The following is a 19,877-nucleotide window of genomic DNA, read 5'->3' on the forward strand; positions in this document are numbered from 1 at the left end:
ACCATGTCTTCACCGTCCTCCGCCCCCACGCTGATCGCGCCGTCGCCCGCCGCGCTCACCGCGGACGGCCGCGCCCGCACCTACGAGGTGCGCACCTTCGGCTGCCAGATGAACGTCCACGACTCCGAGCGCCTGTCGGGTTCCCTCGAGAGCGCCGGCTACGTCCGGGCCGAGCTCGGCACCGAGGCGGATGTCGTCGTGATCAACACCTGCGCGGTCCGCGACAACGCCGCGGGCAAGCTGTACGGCACCCTCGGTCACCTGAAGTCGCGCAAGGACAAGCACGAGGGCATGCAGATCGCGGTCGGCGGCTGCCTCGCCCAGATGGACAAGCAGACCGTCGTCGACAAGGCCCCCTGGGTCGACGTGGTGTTCGGCACGCACAACATGGGCTCGCTGCCGAGCCTGCTCGAGCGCGCCAGGCACAACGACGAGGCCGAGCTCGAGATCCTCGAGGCGCTCGAGACCTTCCCGTCGACGCTTCCCACCAAGCGCGACAGCGTGCACTCCGGCTGGGTGTCGATCTCCGTGGGCTGCAACAACACCTGCACCTTCTGCATCGTGCCGAGCCTGCGCGGCAAGGAGAAGGACCGCCGTCCCGGCGACATCCTGAGCGAGATCCGGCTGCTCGTGGACGACGGGGCCGTCGAGGTCACGCTGCTCGGCCAGAACGTCAACTCCTACGGCGTCGAGTTCGGCGACCGGCAGGCGTTCGGCAAGCTGCTGCGTGCCGCCGGCGAGATCGAGGGGCTGGAGCGCATCCGCTTCACCAGCCCGCATCCCGCCGCCTTCACCGACGACGTGATCGACGCGATGGCCGAGACGCCCGCCGTGATGCCGCAGCTGCACATGCCGCTGCAGTCGGGTTCCGACCGCATCCTCAAGGCGATGCGCCGCTCGTACCGCAGCGAGAAGTTCCTCGGGATCCTCGACCGCGTGCGCGAGAAGATGCCCCTCGCCGCCATCACGACCGACATCATCGTCGGCTTCCCCGGTGAGACCGAGGAGGACTTCGAGGAGACGATGCGGGTCGTGGAGCAGGCGCGCTTCACCAGCGCCTTCACCTTCCAGTACTCGATCCGCGAGGGCACGCCCGCGGCGACCATGCCCGACCAGGTCCCCAAAGACGTGGTGCAGCGACGCTACGAGCGGCTCATCGCCGTGCAGGAGCGGATCTCGCTGGAGGAGAACCAGCGTCAGCTCGGTCGCGAGGTCGAGGTGCTCGTCTCGGCCGGCGAGGGCAAGAAGGACACCGCGACGCACCGGCTCACCGGTCGCGCGGAAGACAACCGGCTCGTCCATTTCGAGGTTCCCGCCGGTTCGCCCGTCCCCCGTCCGGGTGACGCGGTCTCGGTCGTGGTGACCCATGCGGCGCCGTTCCATCTGCTCGCCGATGCTCCGGACGGCGCGCCGCTGCGCATCCGCCGCACCCGCGCGGGCGACGCCTGGGATCGCTCGCAGTCCGAGTCCTGCGCGGTCCCCGCCGCCGGCGACGCGGTGGCGCCTCAGGCGGTGTCGCTCGGGCTGCCGACACTGCGCATCGGCGTGTGACCGAGCGCCGGGAGACGCCGCGCCTGTGGGCCGTGGTCGGCGCAACCGGCACGGGCAAGACGGCGCTCTCGCTCGACCTCGCCGAGGCGCTCGCGCGGCACGGCACGCCTGCGGAGATCGTGAACGCCGATGCGATGCAGCTGTACCGCGGCATGGACATCGGCACGGCCAAGCTCCCCACGGCCGAGCGGCGCAGCATCCCTCACCATCTCCTCGACGTGCTCGACGTCGTCGATGAGGCCGCGGTGGCCTGGTATCAGGATGCGGCGCGCACCGCGATCCGCGAGATCCACGCGCGGGGGGCGGACGCCATCCTGATCGGCGGCTCGGGTCTGTACGTGTCGAGCGTGCTGTACGAGTTCCACTTCCCCCCGCGTGACGAGGAGGTGCGGACCCGCCTCGAGGCTGAGCTCGAGACCGGGGGCGCCGGCGCGATGTTCGCACGCCTGCGCGACCTCGACCCGGCGACCGCCGCGCGCATCGACCCGCGCAACGGGCGTCGCGTCGTGCGGGCGCTGGAGGTGCTCGCACAGGGCTCTGCGACGCACGGTGCGGCGCTTCCCCAGGCGCCCGTGCTCTGGCACCGGCCGACGCGCATCATCGGCACGCACGTCGCGCGCGAGGCCCTCGTCGCGAGGCTGGATGCGCGCGTGGAGCAGATGTGGGCGGACGGGCTGCTCGCCGAGGTGACCGCGCTCAGGGCGCGCGGCCTCGAGGACGGCGTGACCGCCCGCCGCGCGATCGGCTACGCGCAGGCCCTCGCCCAGCTGGCCGGCGACATGGACCAGGCCGCGGCGATCGCCGAGACGCAGGCGCTCACCCGTCGCTACGCCCGGCGCCAGGTGTCGTGGTTCAAGCGCTACGACGGCATCGAGTGGGTCGATGCCGCCCGCCCGGTCGAGGGGATACTGGACTGATGGTCACGATCCGCCCGTTCGCGCTCCGCGACACCGAGTCCGTCATCACCCTCTGGCAGGATGCGGGCCTGACCCGCTCCTGGAACAACCCCCACCTCGACATCCAGCGCAAGCTGGCGGTGCAGCCCGAGCTGTTCCTCGTCGCGGCCGACGACCGTGACGACGTCGTCGGCAGCGTGATGGCCGGCTACGACGGTCACCGCGGCTGGCTCTACTACCTCGCCAGCGCGCCGACGCATCGCCGGCAGGGCATCGCCCGGGAACTCGTCGAGACGGCGGAGGCGAAGCTGGTCGAGATGGGCTGCCCGAAGGTTCAGCTGATGGTGCGACCAGGCAACGAGGCGACCATGGGCTTCTACGACGCACTCGGCTACGAGCAGTTCGAGATCGGCGCGACCGGCAAGCGCCTCATCGCCGACTGACCGCCACGGCATCCTCCTAGACTGGGACGATGGCGCAGACGATCCCGTTCACCAAGGGACACGGGACCGGCAACGACTTCGTGATCATCCCTGATCCCGACGGCGACCTGACTCTCTCCGACGCGCAGGTCGCCGCGCTCTGCGACCGGCGGTTCGGCATCGGCGGCGACGGAATCCTGCGCGTGGTCCGCGCGAACGCGATCCCGGAGGGGGCAGCGGCCGCGGCCTCCGGCGCGGAGTGGTTCATGGACTACCGCAATGCGGACGGCTCTGCCGCGGAGATGTGCGGCAACGGCATCCGCGTCTTCGTCCGCTACCTCGAATCCACCGGCCTCGCGTCGCTGGACGCCCCCCTGCCGATCGGCACGCGGGCCGGGGTGAAGACGCTCACCCGCAGCGATCTCGGCTACGAGGTCGACCTCGGCGCGTGGACGGTCGCGCCGGAGGATGTGCTCGTCCGCGCGCACGGGCTCGACGTGGCACGGCCGGGGCAGGGTGTCGACGTCGGGAACCCGCACGTGGTGGTCGCGCTCTCGAGCGAGGCCGAGCTCGACGGGCTCGATCTCGGCACGCGCCCGCAGCTGCATCCCGAGCCGCCCCAGGGCGCCAACATCGAGTTCGTCGTGCCACGTGACCCGCTGGTGCAGGCCGGTGTCGGCGCGATCCGCATGCGGGTGTTCGAGCGGGGGGTCGGCGAGACCCTCAGCTGCGGCACCGGCGTCGCGGCCGCGGCGCTCGCGGTACGGCACTGGGCCGGTGCGGGCGCGCCGGACGACTGGACGGTCGATGTCCCCGGCGGCACGCTCGGCGTGCGCATGCGCGACGGGCACGTGCTGCTGTCGGGACCGGCGACGCTCGTCTACTCGGGCGACGTCGCATTGGCCTGACCCTCGCGTCAGGGCGCGGGCAGGTCGAGCTGCCCGGTCGCCGGCGAGCCGTGCCTGCGCACCTTGAGCACCCGGAAACCGCGCCCCGTCGCACTGCGGTGCACGCTGTAGCCGCTGTCGAACGTCGCAGCCAGCCACCGCTGTAGCGAGTCGGACCCGAGGTTGCGCTGGACGACCAGCCACGCATCGGAGCGCTCGTCGAGCCGGGGGATCCAGCGCTCCAGCAGGCCGTGCAGCTCGTTCTTGCCGATGCGGATCGGCGGATTGGAGCGGATGCTGCGGAAGCTTACGTCGCCGGGAACATCGTCGGGCAGCACCGCGTTGACATTGGTGAGGCCGAGGGCGTCGCAGTTGCGGCGGACGAGGTCGAGGGCGCGCTCGTTGACGTCGACGGCCCAGATGGTCGCACGGGGCGACTGCATGGCCAGGGTCAGCGCGATCGGACCCCAGCCACTTCCCAGGTCGAGCAGATGCCCACCGGGCGGCGGCGGGGGAGTATGGGAGAGCAGCACCTCGGTCCCCGAGTCCACATGGTCGGGGCTGAAGACGCCGCCAGCGGTCGTGACTTCGACACTCTCGCCGGCGAGGGTGACGCGGACACGGCGGAGGTGCTCCGGGCTGGCGGGCGACGCGCTGAAGTAGTGCTCGGTGCCCATGGGCTTCGAGCGTAGCGGAGGACCGCCCCAGGCAGGGAAGCTAGAGTGCACGGATGGCTGGACGCCATCGCGAAAGGACGAGATGACCGACATCACCACCCCACCCAGCGCCGACGAGACGCCGGTCGACCCGGTGGACCGGGTGCTGGCGCGCGCGGACGCGCGTTCGGGCGTGCGGGTGTTCGGAGCCGCCCAGGCGCTGCAGGATGAGCGCACCGCGTACGGCGCCGACTCCGACGGCGAGCAGTGGGATCGCGAGGAGCGGGCAGCGCTGCGCCGCGTCGGTGGACTCTCCACCGAGCTCGAGGACGTCACCGAGGTCGAGTACCGGCAGCTGCGGCTCGAGAACGTCGTGCTCGTCGGCGTGCACCCGCAGGGCGAGCAGGAGGACGCGGAGAACTCGCTGCGCGAACTGGCGGCTCTCGCCGAGACCGCAGGCGCCGTCGTCCTCGACGGCGTGCTGCAGCGACGGCCGCACCCCGACCCGGCCACCTACCTCGGCAGCGGAAAGGCGCAGGAGCTGCGCGACCTGGTCGCGGCCCTCGGCGCCGACACCGTCATCGCCGACACCGAACTCGCGCCGAGCCAGCGGCGCGCCCTCGAGGACGTCGTGAAGGTCAAGGTGATCGACCGCACCACCGTCATCCTCGACATCTTCAGCCAGCACGCCAAGAGCCGCGAGGGCAAGGCCCAGGTCGAGCTCGCACAGCTCGAGTACCTGCTGCCGCGCCTGCGCGGCTGGGGCGACTCGATGAGCCGCCAGGCCGGTGGCCAGGTCGGCGCGGGCGGCGCGGGCATGGGCTCGCGCGGACCGGGTGAGACCAAGATCGAACTCGACCGCCGCCGCATCCGCACGAAGATGGCGCTCCTGCGCCGGCAGATCCGCGACTTCGCGCCCGCGCGCGACGCCAAGCGCGCCGAGCGCAAGCGCAACACCATCCCCTCCGTCGCCATCGCCGGATACACCAACGCCGGCAAGTCGAGCCTGCTGAACCGGCTCACCAGCGCGGGCGTCCTGGTCGAGAACGCGCTGTTCGCGACGCTCGACGCGACCGTGCGTCGCACCGAGGCCGCCGACGGACGCGTCTATACGCTCACCGACACGGTCGGCTTCGTCCGCAACCTGCCGCACCAGCTCGTCGAGGCGTTCCGCTCGACACTGGAGGAGGTCGGCGACGCCGATGTCATCGTCCACGTCGTCGACGCGGCGCACCCCGACCCCGCCGCCCAGCTGCAGACGGTGCGCGACGTGATCGGCGATGTCGGCGCTCGTGACCTCCCGGAGCTCGTGGTCTTCAACAAGGCCGACCTGGTCGACGACGACACCCGGCTCGTGCTGCGCGGCCTCGAGCCGAAGGCGCTGTTCGCGTCGTCGCGCTCCGGCGAGGGCATCGACGAGCTGCGCGCGGCGATCGAGGCGGCACTGCCGCTCCCGGCCGTCGAGGTGCACGCGCTCGTGCCATACGGCCGCGGCGACCTCGTCTCGGCCGCGCACGAGTCCGGCCACATCGTGTCGCAGAGCCACGAGGTCGACGGCACCGCGCTGCACGCGTTCGTGTCCGCGCGCCTCGCCGCGGAGCTGCAGCCCTACCTGGCCTGAGTCACTCCAGCTCCAGGGGCGGCACGCCGACGGGGTCGAACCCGAGCACGGCGCCGAGGAACGCCACCTCCGCCTCCAGTGCGCGCACGATCGACTCGGCCCGCCGGAAGCCGTGCCCCTCGCCGGCGAAGGCGAGGTAGGCGTGCGGCACGCCCCGGGACGCGAGCGCGTCGCGCACCGCCTCCGACTGCGTGGGCGGCACCACTTCGTCGTCGAGCCCCTGCTCGATGAGCAGGGGGGTGGTGAAGCGGTCCAGGTGGCTCAGCGGCGACCGCTCGAGATACACCGCGGCCGCGGCGGGCAGCGGGCCGACCAGCCCGTCGAGGTAATGCGCCTCGAAATCGTGCGTATCCTCGGCGAGCCGGCGCAGGTCCGCGACGCCGTAGCGGCTGACGCCGGCCGCGAAGGCGTCCGAGGCGACCAGCGCGCACAGCACCGTCCAGCCGCCGGCTGAGCCGCCCGTGATCGCCATGCGCGCCGGGTCCGCGGCGCCGGAGGCGGCGAGACCCCGGGCGGCGGCGATGACGTCGTCGACGTCGACGATGCCCCACTGGCCGAGGAGGCGCTCGCGATACTCCCGGCCGTAGCCGCTGGAGCCGCCGTAGTTGACGTCGAGCACGCCGATGCCCCGGCTGGTCAGGTAGGCGATCTTGCCGGATGCTGCGCCCCCGACGTGCGTGGTCGGCCCGCCGTGCACGAAGACGACGTACGGAGCGCGCTCGCCGTCCGGAGCGGCGGCGTCGGGGTTCGTGGGCGGGTAGTCGAAGGCGTGCACGTCGCCGCGCGAGCCGGGGAACGTGACCGCGCGCGCCCGCGGCATCCACTCCCGTCCCCACGGGGCGTCGCCGCCGCGCACCGCGACCGTCGCAGCGGGATCGTCGACATCGATCAGCCAGAGACCGGGCATCGCGTCCGCAGCCGACCCGGAGACGAGCACGCGGCTGCCGGAGACGTCCTCGATCGAGGTCTCGGCGACGACGGGTGAGTCCAGCATCCGCTCCTCACCGGTGGCACGGTCGACGACGACGAGCGTGTCGGCGCCGTTCGTGCGGACGGCCACGAGGCGCCCGTCGCCCAGCAGGCCGAACCACCGCGTGCCGAGCACCCACAGCGGCCCGCCGGTGTCGGCATCGGCGGGCGCCACGGCACGGCGGTCGAGGCCCGCGGACAGGTGCAGCGACCAGAGGTTCCACCGACCGGTGGTGTCGTCGGCGAAGAGCAGGTCGTCGTGGCCCGCCCACAGGGGCTGCAGCGGCGAGCTGGAGCCGCCGGCGACCGTCGTCCACTCCGCGACCTCGCCGCCCTCCAGGCGTCCCACACGCAGCTCGCTGCGGTCCCAGGCCATCGAGGGGTGGTCCCACGCGATCCACGCGAGCAGGTCGCCGTCGGGGCTCAGTGCGGCGTGCGCGAGGAAGTCGCTGTCGGAGACCAGGAACTGCAGGGCGTCGGCCCGCTTCTCCGCGGCGCCGTCCGTGGGGATCTCCACCAGGTCGCGGACGACCCTGCCATGGTCGTGGGTCTCGCGCACCGCGATCAGGCGCGAGTTCTGCCAGAGCAGCCCGCCGAAGCGCATCAACCCCTCCGCGGGCGTCAGCGGCGTCGGATCGGCGCCTGGCCGCAGCATCCAGATCCGCTGATCGGACTTCTCCACGAACAGCAGCGCGCCGTCGTCGGCGACCGTCCACGAACCGCCGCCGTACTCGTTCACCCGCGAGCGGGCGCTCCACGGCGCGGGGAGCACGTCTTCGACGCCGTCGGCCCCGGCGCGGCGCACCGCCGTGCGGCCGGCCTCGTGCGCGACGGTCTCGCCCCACCAGATCTCCTCGCCGACGAACCGCGCGCCGTCGATCCGCGGCGATGCGGCGGCCACGGAGGCGGCGGTGAGCGGGGACGGCCATGAGCCGTGGGGGAGCGTGTTCGTCACCCCTCCACGCTAGGCCGAAACACGCGTTCACACAGGATGACGCCGCACCGCGCCTGCACTACCGTGGGGCTATCGACGCCCGGCCATGCCGGGCAGGAGCGACAGCCGAGCCCGGCACCCGCCCGCGATCAGAGCCCGTCGTCGCACGGGTTCCGCGGCCGCCCGGCCCCACCGTTCCGATCCGAAGAGCCCGACATGTCCATTGACGCGAGTCTCGTTGCGCCGGCCCACGGCGTGCCGTTCTCCTTCGAGATCTATCCGCCACGCACCGACGCCGGCCTGCCCGCGCTGCACGAGACGATCCGGCACCTCGCCGCGGCAGGCCCCCGATTCATCTCGGTGACGTTCGGCGCCGGCGGCTCCACGCGCGACCGGTCGCTCGCCGTGCTCACGCACATCCTCCGCGAGACCGCCGTCCCCCCGCTCGCCCACCTGACCTGCGTCGGCAACACGTACGAGGCAGCCGGCTCCCTGATCCGCGAGTTCCTCGACGCGGGCATCACGAACTTCCTGGCCCTGCGGGGCGACCCGCCCGCCGGCGTCGCCGAGGACGACGTGTTCCTGGGCGACCTGGAGAGCGCCGCACAGCTCGTGCAGCTCATCCACCGCGTCCAGGCGGAGCGCGCCTCGTACGCGCAGCCGTCGATCCCCGGCGTCCCCGGCGCCGCGCGCGTCGGTCGTCGGCCGCGCGCCGAGATCGCCGTCGCCGCGTTCCCCAACGGCCACCCGCGCGCCCATCACCCCGCCGCGGACATCGACGCGCTCCTGGCCAAGCAGGCCGCGGGCGCCACGTTCGCCGTCACGCAGCTCTTCTTCCACGCCGACGACTACCTCGGCTTCGTCGACCGGGCGCGCGCCGCCGGCGTGACGATCCCGATCATCCCCGGCATCATGCCGATCACCTCGCCCGCCCGGCTGCGCCGGGTGCTGGAGCTCAGCGGCGAAGAGCTGCCGGGCGAGCTGTCCGTCGCGCTGGAGGTCGAGCCGACCCCCGAAGGGCGCCGCGAGATCGGCATCGCCCATGCGGCCGACCTCGCCCGCGCGGTCGTCACCGCCGGTGCCGGCGTGCACCTCTACGCGTTCAACAACCACGACACGGTGCTCGCGGTGCTCCGCGAGGCCGGGATCCTCAGCACAGACCTTCAGAAGGAGACGACGCGATGACCGCATTCCCCGCAGGCACGATCCTCGGCTACCCCCGCATCGGGCGCCGCCGTGAGCTCAAGCGCGCCGTCGAGGCGCACTGGGCCGGAACGACCGACGAGGCGACGCTGGAGCGCACCGCGACCGAGCTGCGCCGGACGACGCGCGAGCGCCTCGCCGGACTCGGTCTGGGCCGGGACGACTCGTCGATCCCCGAGTCGTTCTCCTACTACGACCAGGTGCTGGATGCCGCTGCCACCGTGGGGGCCCTGCCCGAGCGCTTCGCCGCGCTCCGCGACCAGGACGGCGGCATCGGCCTCCGCGCGCTGTTCACCGCGGCGCGCGGCGAGGGCGAGAACGCGCCGCTCGAGATGACGAAGTGGTTCGACACCAATTACCACTACCTCGTGCCCGAGATCGGCCAGGAGACCGTGTTCGCGCTGTCCAGCGACCGCCTCGCTCGGCAGGTCGCCGAAGCGAAGGCGGACGGCTTCACGGTGCGCCCGGTCGTCGTGGGTCCGGTGACCCTGCTCGCACTGGCGAAGGCGACGGATGCCGCGCCCGCCGGGTTCTCTCCGCTCAGCCGCCTCGAGGACCTTCTGCCGGTCTACGCCGAGCTGCTCGCCTCACTGCGCGCGGCCGGTGCCGACTGGGTGCAGCTGGACGAGCCGGCGCTCGTGAGCGAGAGCCTGGAGTCCACCCCCGCCGAGCTCGCGGTCGCCGCCGAGCGGGCGTACGCCGTGCTCGGGGCTGCCGCCGACCGCCCCGCGATCCTCGTCGCGGCCGGCTACGCCCAGCTGTCTCCCGAGGCATGGCGGGCGCTCGCCGCCGCCCCGATCGAGGCGATCGCGCTGGACCTCACCAGGGGCGGGGTCCCCGAGCGCGTCGACGGTCTCGCCGGCAAGACGCTCGTGGGCGGCACGGTCGACGGCCGCAACATCTGGCGCGGCGACCTGGACGCCGCCTGGCAGAAGCTCGAGCGTCTCGGCGGGCTGGGTGCCGCCGCGATCGCCGCGGGCACCTCGACCTCGCTGCAGCACGTGCCGCACGACGTGGCGGACGAACCGGGGCTGGACCCGCGGCTGGCCTCCTGGCTCGCGTTCGCCGACCAGAAGACCGCACAGGTGGTGACGCTCGCCGCCGGCCTCCGCGACGGGCGTGCGGCCATCGAGGGCGAGGTGGCCGCCGCATCCGCCGCCCTCGCCGATCGTCTCAGCGCACCCGGTGTCCGTGACGGCGCCGTGCGCGCACGTGCGGCCGCGCTCACCGAGGCCGACTTCGGGCGCGGCGACTACGCGGATCGCGTCGCCGCCCAGGAGACCGCGCTCGACCTGCCCGTGCTGCCCACGACCACGATCGGCTCGTTCCCGCAGACCGGCGAGATCCGTCGCGCCCGCGCCGGGCACGGCAGAGGGGAGATCGACGCCGCCGCGTACCAGCAGTTCCTGCGCGACGAGATCGCCCGCGTCATCGACCTGCAGGAGGACCTCGGCCTCGACGTCCTGGTGCACGGTGAGGCCGAGCGCAACGACATGGTGCAGTACTTCGCCGAGAACCTCGACGGCTTCGCCGTCACGGCCAACGGCTGGGTGCAGTCGTACGGGTCGCGCGCCACGCGCCCGTCGATCCTGTGGGGCGACGTCTCGCGCCCCGCACCCATCACGGTCGACTGGTCGAGCTTCGCGCAGTCGCTGACCGACAAGCCGGTCAAGGGGATGCTCACCGGTCCGGTCACGATCCTCGCGTGGTCCTTCGTGCGCGACGACCAGCCCCTCGCCGAGACGGCGAATCAGGTCGGACTCGCGCTGCGCGACGAGATCGCCGACCTCGAGGCGGCAGGGATCGGGATCATCCAGGTCGACGAGCCCGCGCTGCGCGAGCTGCTTCCGCTGAAGCAGTCCGACCAGCCCGCCTACCTCGACTGGTCGGTGCGCTCGTTCCGGCTGGCGACCGCGGGCGCCGCCGATGCCACGCAGGTGCACACGCACCTCTGCTACTCGGAGTTCGCCGTCGTGATCGACGCGATCGCCGCCCTCGATGCCGACGTCACCTCGATCGAGGCGGCGCGCAGTCGGGGCGAGGTCATCGGCGACATCGCGACGTCGGGGTTCACGCACGGCGTCGGGCCGGGCGTGTACGACATCCATTCGCCGCGCGTGCCGTCCGTCGATGAGGTCGCCGGGCTCCTCGACCGCGCGGTCGCCGAACTGCCGCTGCGCCAGGTGTGGGTCAACCCCGACTGCGGTCTGAAGACCCGCGGCTACGACGAGACGGTGGACTCGCTCCGCAACCTCGTCGACGCCACTCGCCTGATCCGCGAGAAGACGGGCGTCACCGTCTAGGCGTGCGCGACTTCTTGGGGGCAGGTGCCGTGGCCGGCGGGATGCTGTCGGCCACGGCGGAATCCTCGGGAGCTGCCGCCGGCTCGGGCTCGGGCACGGTCTCCGGCTCGACGACGGCTTCGGGCTCGACGACCTCCACGACCTCGACCACGTCGACGGGTTCCGGGTCGACGCCGATGTCAGGCACGACGGCCGTCTCGTCGAACGGCGCGCCCACCGCATCCGGGACGCGCTGGAGCAGTTCGACGATCAGCCAGACGATCAGCGCCAGGACGACGGTGAGCAGGATGTCGCCGATCGAGAGCGGACGCAGGGCGAACAGCAGGACGATCGAGAGCGTGAGGATCAGGATTCGCACCAGCACCCGCTGCTGGTGCAGCCACCCCCCGAAGGAGCCCGTGTCGAGGCCGCGCGACTGCAGCGATGCGCGGGCGCTCGACGTGAGCGAGCCCGCGACGCCCCGGACACGCTGCGCGGGCGCCCAGCGGCCGCTGAGCCACGCGGACACGGCGATCACGATGCCGAGGAAGGTCAGCACGATCGCGGTGTCGCGCATCGCGCCCGCGACGGCGTAGTAGATCGTCTCGAGCGTCGCGGCCGGTACCCCGAGGTTTCCGGCCTGCAGCCCCAGGATCGTTCCCGCGCTGGTGAGTGCCGCCGCCAGGATGCCCGAGCCGAGGGCGATGGCGACGCCGACGCCGAGGGTGGCGGTCGAGCGTCGCCGCGCGAAGAGGATGCCGAGCGCGAACAGCACGAGGGTGATCACCGGCAGCCACCAGCCGACGGCGACGGCGAGGTTGTAGACGGAGCCGACCACCAGCAGGGCGTCGGCCTGGGCGACCACGACCGTCCGGTCGATCTCGGGGATGTTCGCCGCGAGTCCGAAGCCCTGATCGACGAGCGCCTCCTTGACGGACTCGATGATCGGGCCGAGCTGGATGCCGATCTGTCCCTGATCGTCGATGACGACCACGCCCGACCCGTCGTTGGTGGCCACCGCCACCAACGCGCGGTGGCTCGCCAGCAGCGCGCGCTGCCAGATCGCCGAGAACGCGTCCGATTCGACCACGCGGGTCACCGCGCCGTCGATGAGGTTCTGCACGCCGGCGGCCGCCGGCTCGCGCAGCAGATCGATCGCGCTCGAGGCTCGTGGCGGAAGGTCCAGCGATTGGATGCCGTCGAACAGGTCGTCGGTGATCGCCTGCACGTCGATCGCCTCATTGATGGCCGCAGTCGTCTTGTCGACGATCAGTGCCTGCACATCGGGGTCGTCGGCCAGGGGCGCGAAGGTGCTGACGAACGTCTCCTCATTGACGAGCTGGGCCTGGGCCCATGCGCCGACCACCGACACCGGCACGAGGATGCCGGCCACGACGATCAGCAGCGCGGAGACGAAGGCCCGCCAGAGGCCGGGGCGCCGCGAGCGCGCAGGAGTCTCAGCCTCAGGCGCGACCTCGTCCGCGGCCTTGAGCGCCGCGTTCTCCGCGCGCAAGCGCTCGAGCTCGATGCGCAGGTCGTCGATCTCCGTCGTCGCCATCGTGGCCCCCTTCGCCGGCGCGAGATGCGCTCAGCGCCATTGTGGCGTGAAGGAAGGGTCGGGGCATATCCCCCGAACGGAAATGACGGGCGGTGTCAGACCGCGCGCAGCACGGCCACGACCTTGCCGAGCACGACCGCCTCGTCGCCGAGGATCGGCTCGAACGCGGAGTTGCGGGGGAGCAGCCACGTGTGGCCGTCGCGCTGACGGAAGGTCTTCACCGTCGCCTCCCCGTCGAGCATCGCCGCGACGATCTCGCCGTTGTCGGCGGTGGACTGGGTGCGCACCACGACCCAGTCGCCGTCGCAGATCGCGGCATCGATCATCGACTCGCCCGAGACCTTGAGCATGAACAGATCGCCCTTGCCGACCAGCTGACGCGGAAGGGGGAAGATCTCCTCCACCTGCTGCTCCGCCGTGATCGGCACCCCCGCCGCGATGCGTCCCACGAGCGGGACGAGCGCGGCGTCGCCCACCGACGGCGCCGAGTCCGCCGGGTTCTCGGTGGCGGAGCCCGGGAGGTCGATGAGCACCTCCATGGCGCGCGTCTTGCCGGGGTCGCGGCGCAGATACCCGCTCAGCTCGAGCTGGTTCAGCTGGTGGGTCACGCTCGAGAGCGACTTGAGGTCGACCGCGTCGCCGATCTCGCGCATGCTCGGCGGATAGCCGTGGCGCGCGATCGACCGCTGGATCACCTCGAGGATGGCCAGCTGCTTGTCGCTCAGGCTCTTCCGTCGACGCGTCTGAGGCTTGTCGCGTCCGTTCGGCTCGCTCACAGGGCCGGCTCCTTCTCGTGTCTGCGGGTGCTGCCGCCCTCGTCGTCGAGAGCAGTCGTCTTCGAATGTCGGAGGTTCGTGGTGGGGTCTACCTGTCGAAACCGTATCCGGTTTCCGCACGGCCGGCGGGCAGCTCGCCCGCGTGTCGTGTTCGAGAACCGCGTTCTGGTTTCGACTCTTGACATCGTAGAACGTCGAAGATAACTTCGGAAGAGAGATACGCATAGATGCATCGGCTCAGTGCCGATGATGCGAATCTCGCCTCACCCACAGGAGGACCAATGAGCACGATCGCCTTTGCCGCACCTGCCACCCGCCTACGTCTGACGACGCGCGGGCGCCGCGTGCTCGCCGGCCTCGCCGCCATCCCTGCGGCCTTCGCGCTGTCCGCCGCCGTGATCAGCGGCGGCGCCGCGATCGCCGCCCGCGACTCCGCAGCGCCCACCGAGTCCTTCCATACTGTGACGGTCGCGGCGGGCGAGTCGCTGTGGTCGATCGCCGAGCAGGTCGCTCCGCAGGCCGACCCGCGTGACGTGATCGACGAGATCGTCCGTCTCAACGCCCTGTCCGGTGTCACCGTGACGGCCGGCCAGTCGCTGGCCATTCCCGCCGAGTACGCGCCGGCGCCCTGACGCCCGCCTCTACGATGGGTGCGTGAGCGCTCGCCTCGAAGACCTTCCCCTCCGCGACGATCTGCGCGGCATGACGCCGTACGGCGCGCCGCAGGCCCCACTGCCCGTCGCCCTCAACGTCAACGAGAACACGCATCCCGTTCCGCAGGAGGTGGCGGACGACATCCTGGATGCCGTCGCCCTGGCCCTTCGCGATGTGAACCGGTACCCGGACCGCGAGTTCACCGCCCTGAGGGAGGGCTTCGCCGACTACCTCGGGCACGGGCTCTCGCGTGAGCAGCTCTGGGCCGCCAACGGCTCGAACGAGGTCCTCCAGCACGTGCTGCAGGCCTTCGGCGGGCCCGGCCGGACGGCCTTCGGCTTCGCACCCACCTACTCGATGTATCCGCTGCTCACGAGGGCGACCGGTGCGAGCTGGATCGCGGGCACCCGCGGGCACGACTACACGGTGTCGGCGGACGACGCCGCGGAGCAGGTGGCCGCGGCGCGACCGGATGTGGTCTTCCTGTGCGCGCCGAACAATCCGACCGGCACGCCCATGTCGCTCGACGTCATCGAGGCCGTGTACGACGCGGCACCGGGCATCGTGGTCGTCGACGAGGCCTACTGGGAGTTCGCACCCCGCGACGAGCGCTCAGCGCTCACCCTCCTGCCCGATCGCGAGCGCCTTGTGGTGTCGCGGACGATGAGCAAGGCGTTCGCATTCGCCGGCGCGCGCGTGGGGTACCTCGCCGCAGATCCCGCGGTCATCGACGCCCTGCGGCTGGTGCGGCTGCCGTACCACCTGAGCGCGCTGACCCAGGCTGCCGCGACGGCCGCGCTCACTCACGCGCCGGTGATGCTGCGCATGGTCGACGAGATCATCGCCCAGCGTGACCGCATCGGGGCGACCGTGGCAGCGCTCGGGTACCAGCCCCACGAGTCGTGGACCAACTTCGTGCTGTTCGGCGGTGTCGCCGAGCCCGCTGTCACCTGGCAGGAGCTCTACGACCGCGGCGTGCTCATCCGCGACGTGGGCATCCCGCATCACCTGCGGGTGACCGCGGGCACGGAGGAGGAGACGACCGCGTTCCTCGACGCGCTGGCCTCGATAGACTCGCGATCATGACCCGCCCCGCCGATCACCGCACGGCCTCGCTGCGCCGCGCGACGAGCGAGTCGACCGTCGAGCTCGAGCTCGATCTCGACGGCACCGGCCGCAGCCACATCGACACGACGGTGCCGTTCTTCGACCACCTGCTCACCGCCTTCGCGAAGCACTCGCTCACTGACCTGACCGTCCGCGCGTCCGGCGACACCGAGATCGATGCGCATCACACGGTCGAGGACGTCTCGATCGTGCTGGGCCAGGCGATCCGCGAGGCGCTCGGCGACAAGGCGGGCATCTCCCGGTACGGCGACGCACTCGTGCCCCTCGACGAGGCGCTCGCGCAGGCGGTCGTCGACATCAGCGGACGCCCGTACCTCGTGCACACGGGCGAGCCCGCCGGCTTCGAGCACCACCTCATCGGCGGGCACTTCACCGGCTCGCTCGTCCGTCACACCTTCGAGGCGCTCGCGTTCAACGGCGGGCTGACCGTGCACGTCACCGTGCTCGGCGGGCGCGACCCGCACCACATCGCCGAGGCCGAGTACAAGGCGTTCGCCCGCGCGTTCCGGCAGGCGAAGGCCATCGATCCCCTCGTCGAGGGGATCCCGAGCACCAAGGGCGCCCTGTGACGTCGAACGAGGCGCCGCTGGTCGCCGTGCTCGACTACGGCTCCGGCAACGTGCACTCGGCCGTCAAGGCGCTCATCGCGGCCGGCGCGGATGCCCGGCTGACCTCCGACCGCGGTCTCATCATGGACGCCGACGGACTGGTGGTGCCGGGCGTCGGCGCCTTCCGCGCCGTCATGGACGCGTTGAAGGCGAGCCGAGGCGATGAGCTCATCGATCGCCGCCTCGCCGGCGGACGGCCGGTGCTCGGCATCTGCGTCGGCATGCAGGTGCTCTTCGAGCATGGCGTGGAGCGCGGCCACGACACCGAGGGCATGGGGGAGTGGCCGGGCGCCGTCACCGAGCTCGACGCCCCCGTCCTGCCGCACATCGGGTGGAACACCGTCACGCCCGACGCGGGTTCGCGGCTCTTCCGCGGCATCGAGGATGAGCGCTTCTACTTCGTGCACTCGTACGGGGCGAGGACCTGGTCGCTCGATGTGATGCCCCCCTTCCCGACCCCCGCACTGACCTGGTGCGACTACGGCGGTCCCTTCCTCGCCGCGGTGGAGAACGGGCCGCTGTCGGCGACCCAGTTCCACCCCGAGAAGTCGGGCGAAGCCGGCATCCGACTCCTGTCCAATTGGATCGAGGGGCTCGGCGGGGCTACCCTCTGAACTCGTGCCCGTCACGGAAGCATCCCGCTCCGGCGGCACAGGGAGCTATGAACGATTTCGCGTCCACGCCTGAGCTTGTCCTCCTGCCCGCGGTCGATGTCGCCGGCGGAAAGGCCGTCCGTCTGACGCAGGGGGAGGCCGGCAGCGAGACCCACTACGGCGACCCCGTCGACGCCGCCCTCGAGTGGGCGCGGCAGGGGGCGGACTGGATCCACCTCGTCGACCTCGACGCCGCCTTCGGGCGCGGCAGCAATGCCGGCATCCTCCGCAAGGTGATCAGGCAGGTCAGAGGCGTCCGTGTCGAGCTGTCGGGCGGCATCCGCGACGACGAATCGCTCGAGGCGGCCCTCGAGAGCGGCGCCGCGCGCATCAACCTCGGCACCGCGGCGCTGGAGAACCCCGAGTGGGCCGCCGACGTCATCGGCCGCTACGGCGACGTCATCGCCGTCGGCCTGGACGTCCGGGGCACGACGCTCGCCGCCCGCGGCTGGACGCAGGAGGGCGGCGACCTGTGGACGGTGCTCGACCGCCTCGAGTCCGCCGGCTGCAGCCGCTACGTCGTCACCGATGTCACGAAGGACGGCACCCTGCGCGGCCCGAACCTCGAGCTGCTGCGCGAGATGACCTCGCGCACCCCCAAGCCGGTGGTCGCCTCCGGTGGCGTCTCGAGCCTCGACGACATCGCGGCGCTGCGCGAGCTGGTGCCGCTGGGCGTCGAGGGCGCGATCGTGGGCAAGGCCCTCTACGCGGGCGCCTTCACGCTCGCCGAGGCGCTGGATGTCGCCGGACACTGACGGCTGCGACCACGCGGCCGACTCGGCCGGCGTGCCGTGGGAAGGGCGCCGCTTCGAGGCGAACCCGCACTCCGGCGACGACGGCCGGGCCGACCCGGCGCTGCTGGACGCGCTGCTCGCGTTCCGGGCGGGCACCGGCGCGGCGGCCGCGGTGGTCGACGCCTACCGGAGCGCGCGTCTCCTGATCCCCCTCGTGGCGGAGAAGGGCGACGTCGGCGTCGGACCGACCGGCCTCACCGTCGACAAGACGCAGGAGCTGTCGATCGTGACGGTGGCCGCGCCGGACGGTCGTCGCGTGCTGCCGGTCTTCTCGTCGGTCGACGCGATGACCCGCTGGGATGCCGCTGCCCGGCCCGTCCCGGCGGACGGCGTCCGCACAGCGCTCTCTGCGGCCGATGACGACACCGACCTGATCGTCCTCGATCCGACCTCCGACACCGAGTTCGTGCTGCGGCGCCCCGCGATCTGGGCGATCGCGCAGGGGGAGCGGTGGGAGCCGAGCTACAGCTCGCCAGAGGTCTACACCGCACTGCAGGAGAGCATCGGCGGTGAGCTGGCCGTCATCGACCTCGGGGTCTCGGCGGGCGATCCGGACGCGCGACTGCGCGGCCCCGAGCTCGTCGTCACGCTCGAACTCGTGCCGGGCCTCGACAAGGCGGCGCTCGATGCCGTCCTCGCGCGACTGGCGAGGCGCTGGGCCGCGGACGACCGCATCGCGGTGCTCGTGGACTCCCTGACGGTGAAGCTGGTCGACTCCGACTGACCGCGGTCAGGTGACCGGGCCGGTCCACTTCTCGCCGGGGCCCTTGCCGATCGGGTCGGGGATGACCGACGCCTCGCGGAACGCCAGCTGCACCGACCGGAGGCCGTCGCGCAGCGAGCGCGCGTGCATGTCGCTGATCTCGGGGGCGCCCGCGGTGATCAGCCCCGCCAGCGCGTTGATGAGCTTGCGCGCCTCGTCGAGGTCGGTCTGGGTCCCCGGGTCGTCGGCGAGGCCGACCTTGACGGCAGCGGCGCTCATCAGGTGCACGGCCGCGGTCGTGATGACCTCCACCGCGGGGACCTCGGCGATGTCCCGGGAGGCGGATGCTGCCGCCTTCTCCTGCTGCTCCCAGCGCTCGAATCGGTCCTCGTCGGGCGGAATCGTGGTCACGGCACACTCTCTGATAGACTTTGTCGGGCTCCGGGGCGTTCTGCTCCGGACTGAAAGAGGATCACATCCCACCCGCGCTTGCCGTTCCAGGCTACCGGGTCACGCACTCCGCCCCGACCTGCACAGGTTCGGGGTTGTCCCAGATGTCCGGGGATCAGGGTGCAGAGCCGGCGCTCACGCGTCGTGCCGGGTGGATTGTGCTCCGACTTCTCGCCACCACCCGCACGAAGAGGAGTTCCGCATCAGCGATCCCCGCACCAACGACCGCATCCGTGTCCCCGAGGTCCGCCTCGTCGGTCCCAACGGAGAGCAGGTCGGCGTCGTCCGTATCGAGGTCGCCCTGCGTCTTGCGCAGGAGGCCGATCTGGACTTGGTCGAAGTTGCCCCGAATTCGAAGCCGCCCGTGGTCAAGATCATGGATTACGGCAAGTTCAAGTACGAGGCGGCCCAGAAGGCCAAGGAAGCCCGTCGCAATCAGGCCAACACCATCCTCAAAGAGGTCCGGTTCCGTCTGAAGATCGAGGCCCACGACTACACGACCAAGCTCAAGCGCGCGGAGGGCTTCCTCCAGTCGGGTGACAAGGTCAAGGCGATGATCCTGTTCCGCGGCCGCGAGCAGCAGCGCCCCGAGCAGGGTGTGCGCCTGCTCCGCAAGTTCGCCGAGGACGTCGCGGAGTTCGGCACCGTCGAGTCGAACCCCACGATCGACGGTCGCAACATGGTCATGGTGATCGCACCGCACAAGAACAAGTCCGAGGTCAAGACGGAGCAGAACGCGGCCCGCGCCGCGAACAAGGAGGCGGCCCGTGCCGCCCGCGGCGACAGCGCCGCCGAGTCCGACTCCGTCACCACCCCCGCCGAGACCGCGACCGCGGAGTAGGCCCCACAGTCTCCCGCCCAGCGGGATGCACAACGAAGCCCATCAGGGCGACACCGATAAGGAACGAACAGATGCCGAAGCAGAAGACCCACTCGGGTGCCAAGAAGCGATTCAAGGTCACCGGCAGCGGAAAGCTCATGAAGCAGCAGGCTGGCATGCGCCACAACCTCGAGGGCAAGTCCTCGCGTCGTACGCGCCGCCTCAACCAGGAGCAGGTCCTGGCTCCCGGTGACGCCAAGCAGGCCAAGAAGCTCCTCGGCCGCTGACGCGCCGACGCAGATCAGAAAGAGA

20 protein-coding genes are annotated in these 19,877 nt (G+C 71.6%); 15 read left to right on the top strand and 5 right to left on the bottom strand.

Annotated elements, in window-relative coordinates; all coding sequences use genetic code 11:
* Positions 1-3: 3 nt before the first annotated feature.
* The 4 genes from miaB to dapF are packed head-to-tail and all read left to right on the top strand — an operon-like array spanning position 4 to position 3,777.
* Positions 4-1,551 (top strand): tRNA (N6-isopentenyl adenosine(37)-C2)-methylthiotransferase MiaB, encoded by a 1,548-nt coding sequence (gene miaB, locus Microterr_RS04605; protein WP_263795878.1) that lies wholly within the window; start codon positions 4-6, stop codon positions 1,549-1,551.
* A complete protein-coding gene (gene miaA / locus Microterr_RS04610) occupies positions 1,548-2,468 on the top strand; it encodes a tRNA (adenosine(37)-N6)-dimethylallyltransferase MiaA (protein ID WP_263795877.1) in 921 nt (306 codons plus the stop codon). The genes miaB and miaA overlap by 4 nt, the downstream gene beginning before the upstream one ends.
* The gene (locus Microterr_RS04615) at positions 2,468-2,890 is read left to right on the top strand and encodes a GNAT family acetyltransferase (RefSeq protein ID WP_263795876.1); all 423 of its coding nucleotides are present in this window, start codon (positions 2,468-2,470) and stop codon (positions 2,888-2,890) included. The genes miaA and Microterr_RS04615 overlap by 1 nt, the downstream gene beginning before the upstream one ends.
* 29 nt (positions 2,891-2,919) lie before the next feature.
* Complete coding sequence (gene dapF, locus Microterr_RS04620) at positions 2,920-3,777, top strand: diaminopimelate epimerase (protein ID WP_263795875.1); 858 nt, start codon at positions 2,920-2,922, stop codon at positions 3,775-3,777.
* Positions 3,778-3,785: 8 nt separating this feature from the next.
* Here the strand turns inward: dapF and Microterr_RS04625 are convergent, their stop codons facing one another.
* Positions 3,786-4,433: a class I SAM-dependent methyltransferase gene (locus Microterr_RS04625; protein ID WP_263795874.1), complete on the bottom strand. Its 648-nt coding sequence runs from the start codon at positions 4,431-4,433 to the stop codon at positions 3,786-3,788.
* 82 nt (positions 4,434-4,515) lie between these two features.
* Between Microterr_RS04625 and hflX the strand changes: the two genes are divergently transcribed.
* Positions 4,516-6,033: a GTPase HflX gene (gene hflX, locus Microterr_RS04630; protein WP_263795873.1), complete on the top strand. Its 1,518-nt coding sequence runs from the start codon at positions 4,516-4,518 to the stop codon at positions 6,031-6,033.
* Position 6,034: 1 nt separating this feature from the next.
* Here hflX and Microterr_RS04635 read toward each other — a convergent pair whose 3' ends face one another.
* The gene (locus Microterr_RS04635; protein WP_263795872.1) at positions 6,035-7,957 is read right to left on the bottom strand and encodes a S9 family peptidase; all 1,923 of its coding nucleotides are present in this window, start codon (positions 7,955-7,957) and stop codon (positions 6,035-6,037) included.
* Positions 7,958-8,152: 195 nt separating this feature from the next.
* On the opposite strand from Microterr_RS04635, the gene Microterr_RS04640 reads away from it, so the two are divergent.
* Positions 8,153-9,121, top strand: a complete 969-nt coding sequence (locus tag Microterr_RS04640; protein WP_263795871.1) for a methylenetetrahydrofolate reductase — start codon at positions 8,153-8,155, stop codon at positions 9,119-9,121.
* A complete protein-coding gene (gene metE, locus Microterr_RS04645) occupies positions 9,118-11,442 on the top strand; it encodes a 5-methyltetrahydropteroyltriglutamate--homocysteine S-methyltransferase (RefSeq protein WP_263795870.1) in 2,325 nt (774 codons plus the stop codon). Before Microterr_RS04640 ends, metE begins: the two co-directional genes overlap by 4 nt.
* Here the strand turns inward: metE and Microterr_RS04650 are convergent.
* Both Microterr_RS04650 and lexA read right to left on the bottom strand, forming a co-directional pair.
* Positions 11,432-12,979 carry a hypothetical protein gene (locus Microterr_RS04650; RefSeq protein WP_263795869.1) on the bottom strand — a complete coding sequence of 516 codons (1,548 nt, stop codon included), beginning with the start codon at positions 12,977-12,979 and terminating at the stop codon, positions 11,432-11,434. The genes metE and Microterr_RS04650 overlap by 11 nt on opposite strands.
* A 95-nt stretch (positions 12,980-13,074) precedes the next feature.
* Positions 13,075-13,755 carry a transcriptional repressor LexA gene (lexA, locus tag Microterr_RS04655; protein WP_263795868.1) on the bottom strand — a complete coding sequence of 227 codons (681 nt, stop codon included), beginning with the start codon at positions 13,753-13,755 and terminating at the stop codon, positions 13,075-13,077.
* 281 nt (positions 13,756-14,036) lie between these two features.
* Here lexA and Microterr_RS04660 point away from each other — a divergent pair, with 281 nt between their 5' ends.
* From Microterr_RS04660 to Microterr_RS04685, 6 genes are all read left to right on the top strand, one after another.
* Positions 14,037-14,387 (top strand): LysM peptidoglycan-binding domain-containing protein, encoded by a 351-nt coding sequence (locus tag Microterr_RS04660; protein ID WP_263795867.1) that lies wholly within the window; start codon positions 14,037-14,039, stop codon positions 14,385-14,387.
* 70 nt (positions 14,388-14,457) lie between these two features.
* Positions 14,458-15,495, top strand: coding sequence for a histidinol-phosphate transaminase (locus tag Microterr_RS04665; RefSeq protein ID WP_404810203.1), 1,038 nt, complete (start codon positions 14,458-14,460; stop codon positions 15,493-15,495).
* Complete coding sequence (hisB, locus tag Microterr_RS04670; protein WP_263795865.1) at positions 15,492-16,106, top strand: imidazoleglycerol-phosphate dehydratase HisB; 615 nt, start codon at positions 15,492-15,494, stop codon at positions 16,104-16,106. Before Microterr_RS04665 ends, hisB begins: the two co-directional genes overlap by 4 nt.
* Positions 16,103-16,759 (top strand): imidazole glycerol phosphate synthase subunit HisH, encoded by a 657-nt coding sequence (hisH, locus tag Microterr_RS04675; RefSeq protein ID WP_263795864.1) that lies wholly within the window; start codon positions 16,103-16,105, stop codon positions 16,757-16,759. The genes hisB and hisH overlap by 4 nt, the downstream gene beginning before the upstream one ends.
* A 47-nt stretch (positions 16,760-16,806) precedes the next feature.
* A complete protein-coding gene (gene priA / locus Microterr_RS04680; RefSeq protein ID WP_263795863.1) occupies positions 16,807-17,553 on the top strand; it encodes a bifunctional 1-(5-phosphoribosyl)-5-((5-phosphoribosylamino)methylideneamino)imidazole-4-carboxamide isomerase/phosphoribosylanthranilate isomerase PriA in 747 nt (248 codons plus the stop codon).
* Entirely contained in the window at positions 17,537-18,316 is a 780-nt protein-coding gene (locus tag Microterr_RS04685; RefSeq protein ID WP_263795862.1) for an SseB family protein, read from the top strand. Before priA ends, Microterr_RS04685 begins: the two co-directional genes overlap by 17 nt.
* Before the next feature lie 6 nt (positions 18,317-18,322).
* Here the strand turns inward: Microterr_RS04685 and Microterr_RS04690 are convergent, their stop codons facing one another.
* Positions 18,323-18,706: a DUF1844 domain-containing protein gene (locus tag Microterr_RS04690; protein ID WP_404810163.1), complete on the bottom strand. Its 384-nt coding sequence runs from the start codon at positions 18,704-18,706 to the stop codon at positions 18,323-18,325.
* Positions 18,707-18,896: 190 nt separating this feature from the next.
* Between Microterr_RS04690 and infC the strand changes: the two genes are divergently transcribed.
* Both infC and rpmI read left to right on the top strand, forming a co-directional pair.
* Complete coding sequence (gene infC, locus Microterr_RS04695) at positions 18,897-19,586, top strand: translation initiation factor IF-3 (protein ID WP_263795861.1); 690 nt, start codon at positions 18,897-18,899, stop codon at positions 19,584-19,586.
* A 71-nt stretch (positions 19,587-19,657) separates the two neighbouring features.
* Complete coding sequence (rpmI, locus tag Microterr_RS04700) at positions 19,658-19,852, top strand: 50S ribosomal protein L35 (RefSeq protein ID WP_076681003.1); 195 nt, start codon at positions 19,658-19,660, stop codon at positions 19,850-19,852.
* Positions 19,853-19,877 lie beyond the last annotated feature (25 nt).

The sequence above is a fragment of the Microbacterium terricola genome (assembly GCF_027943945.1).
Taxonomy (GTDB): domain Bacteria; phylum Actinomycetota; class Actinomycetes; order Actinomycetales; family Microbacteriaceae; genus Microbacterium; species Microbacterium terricola.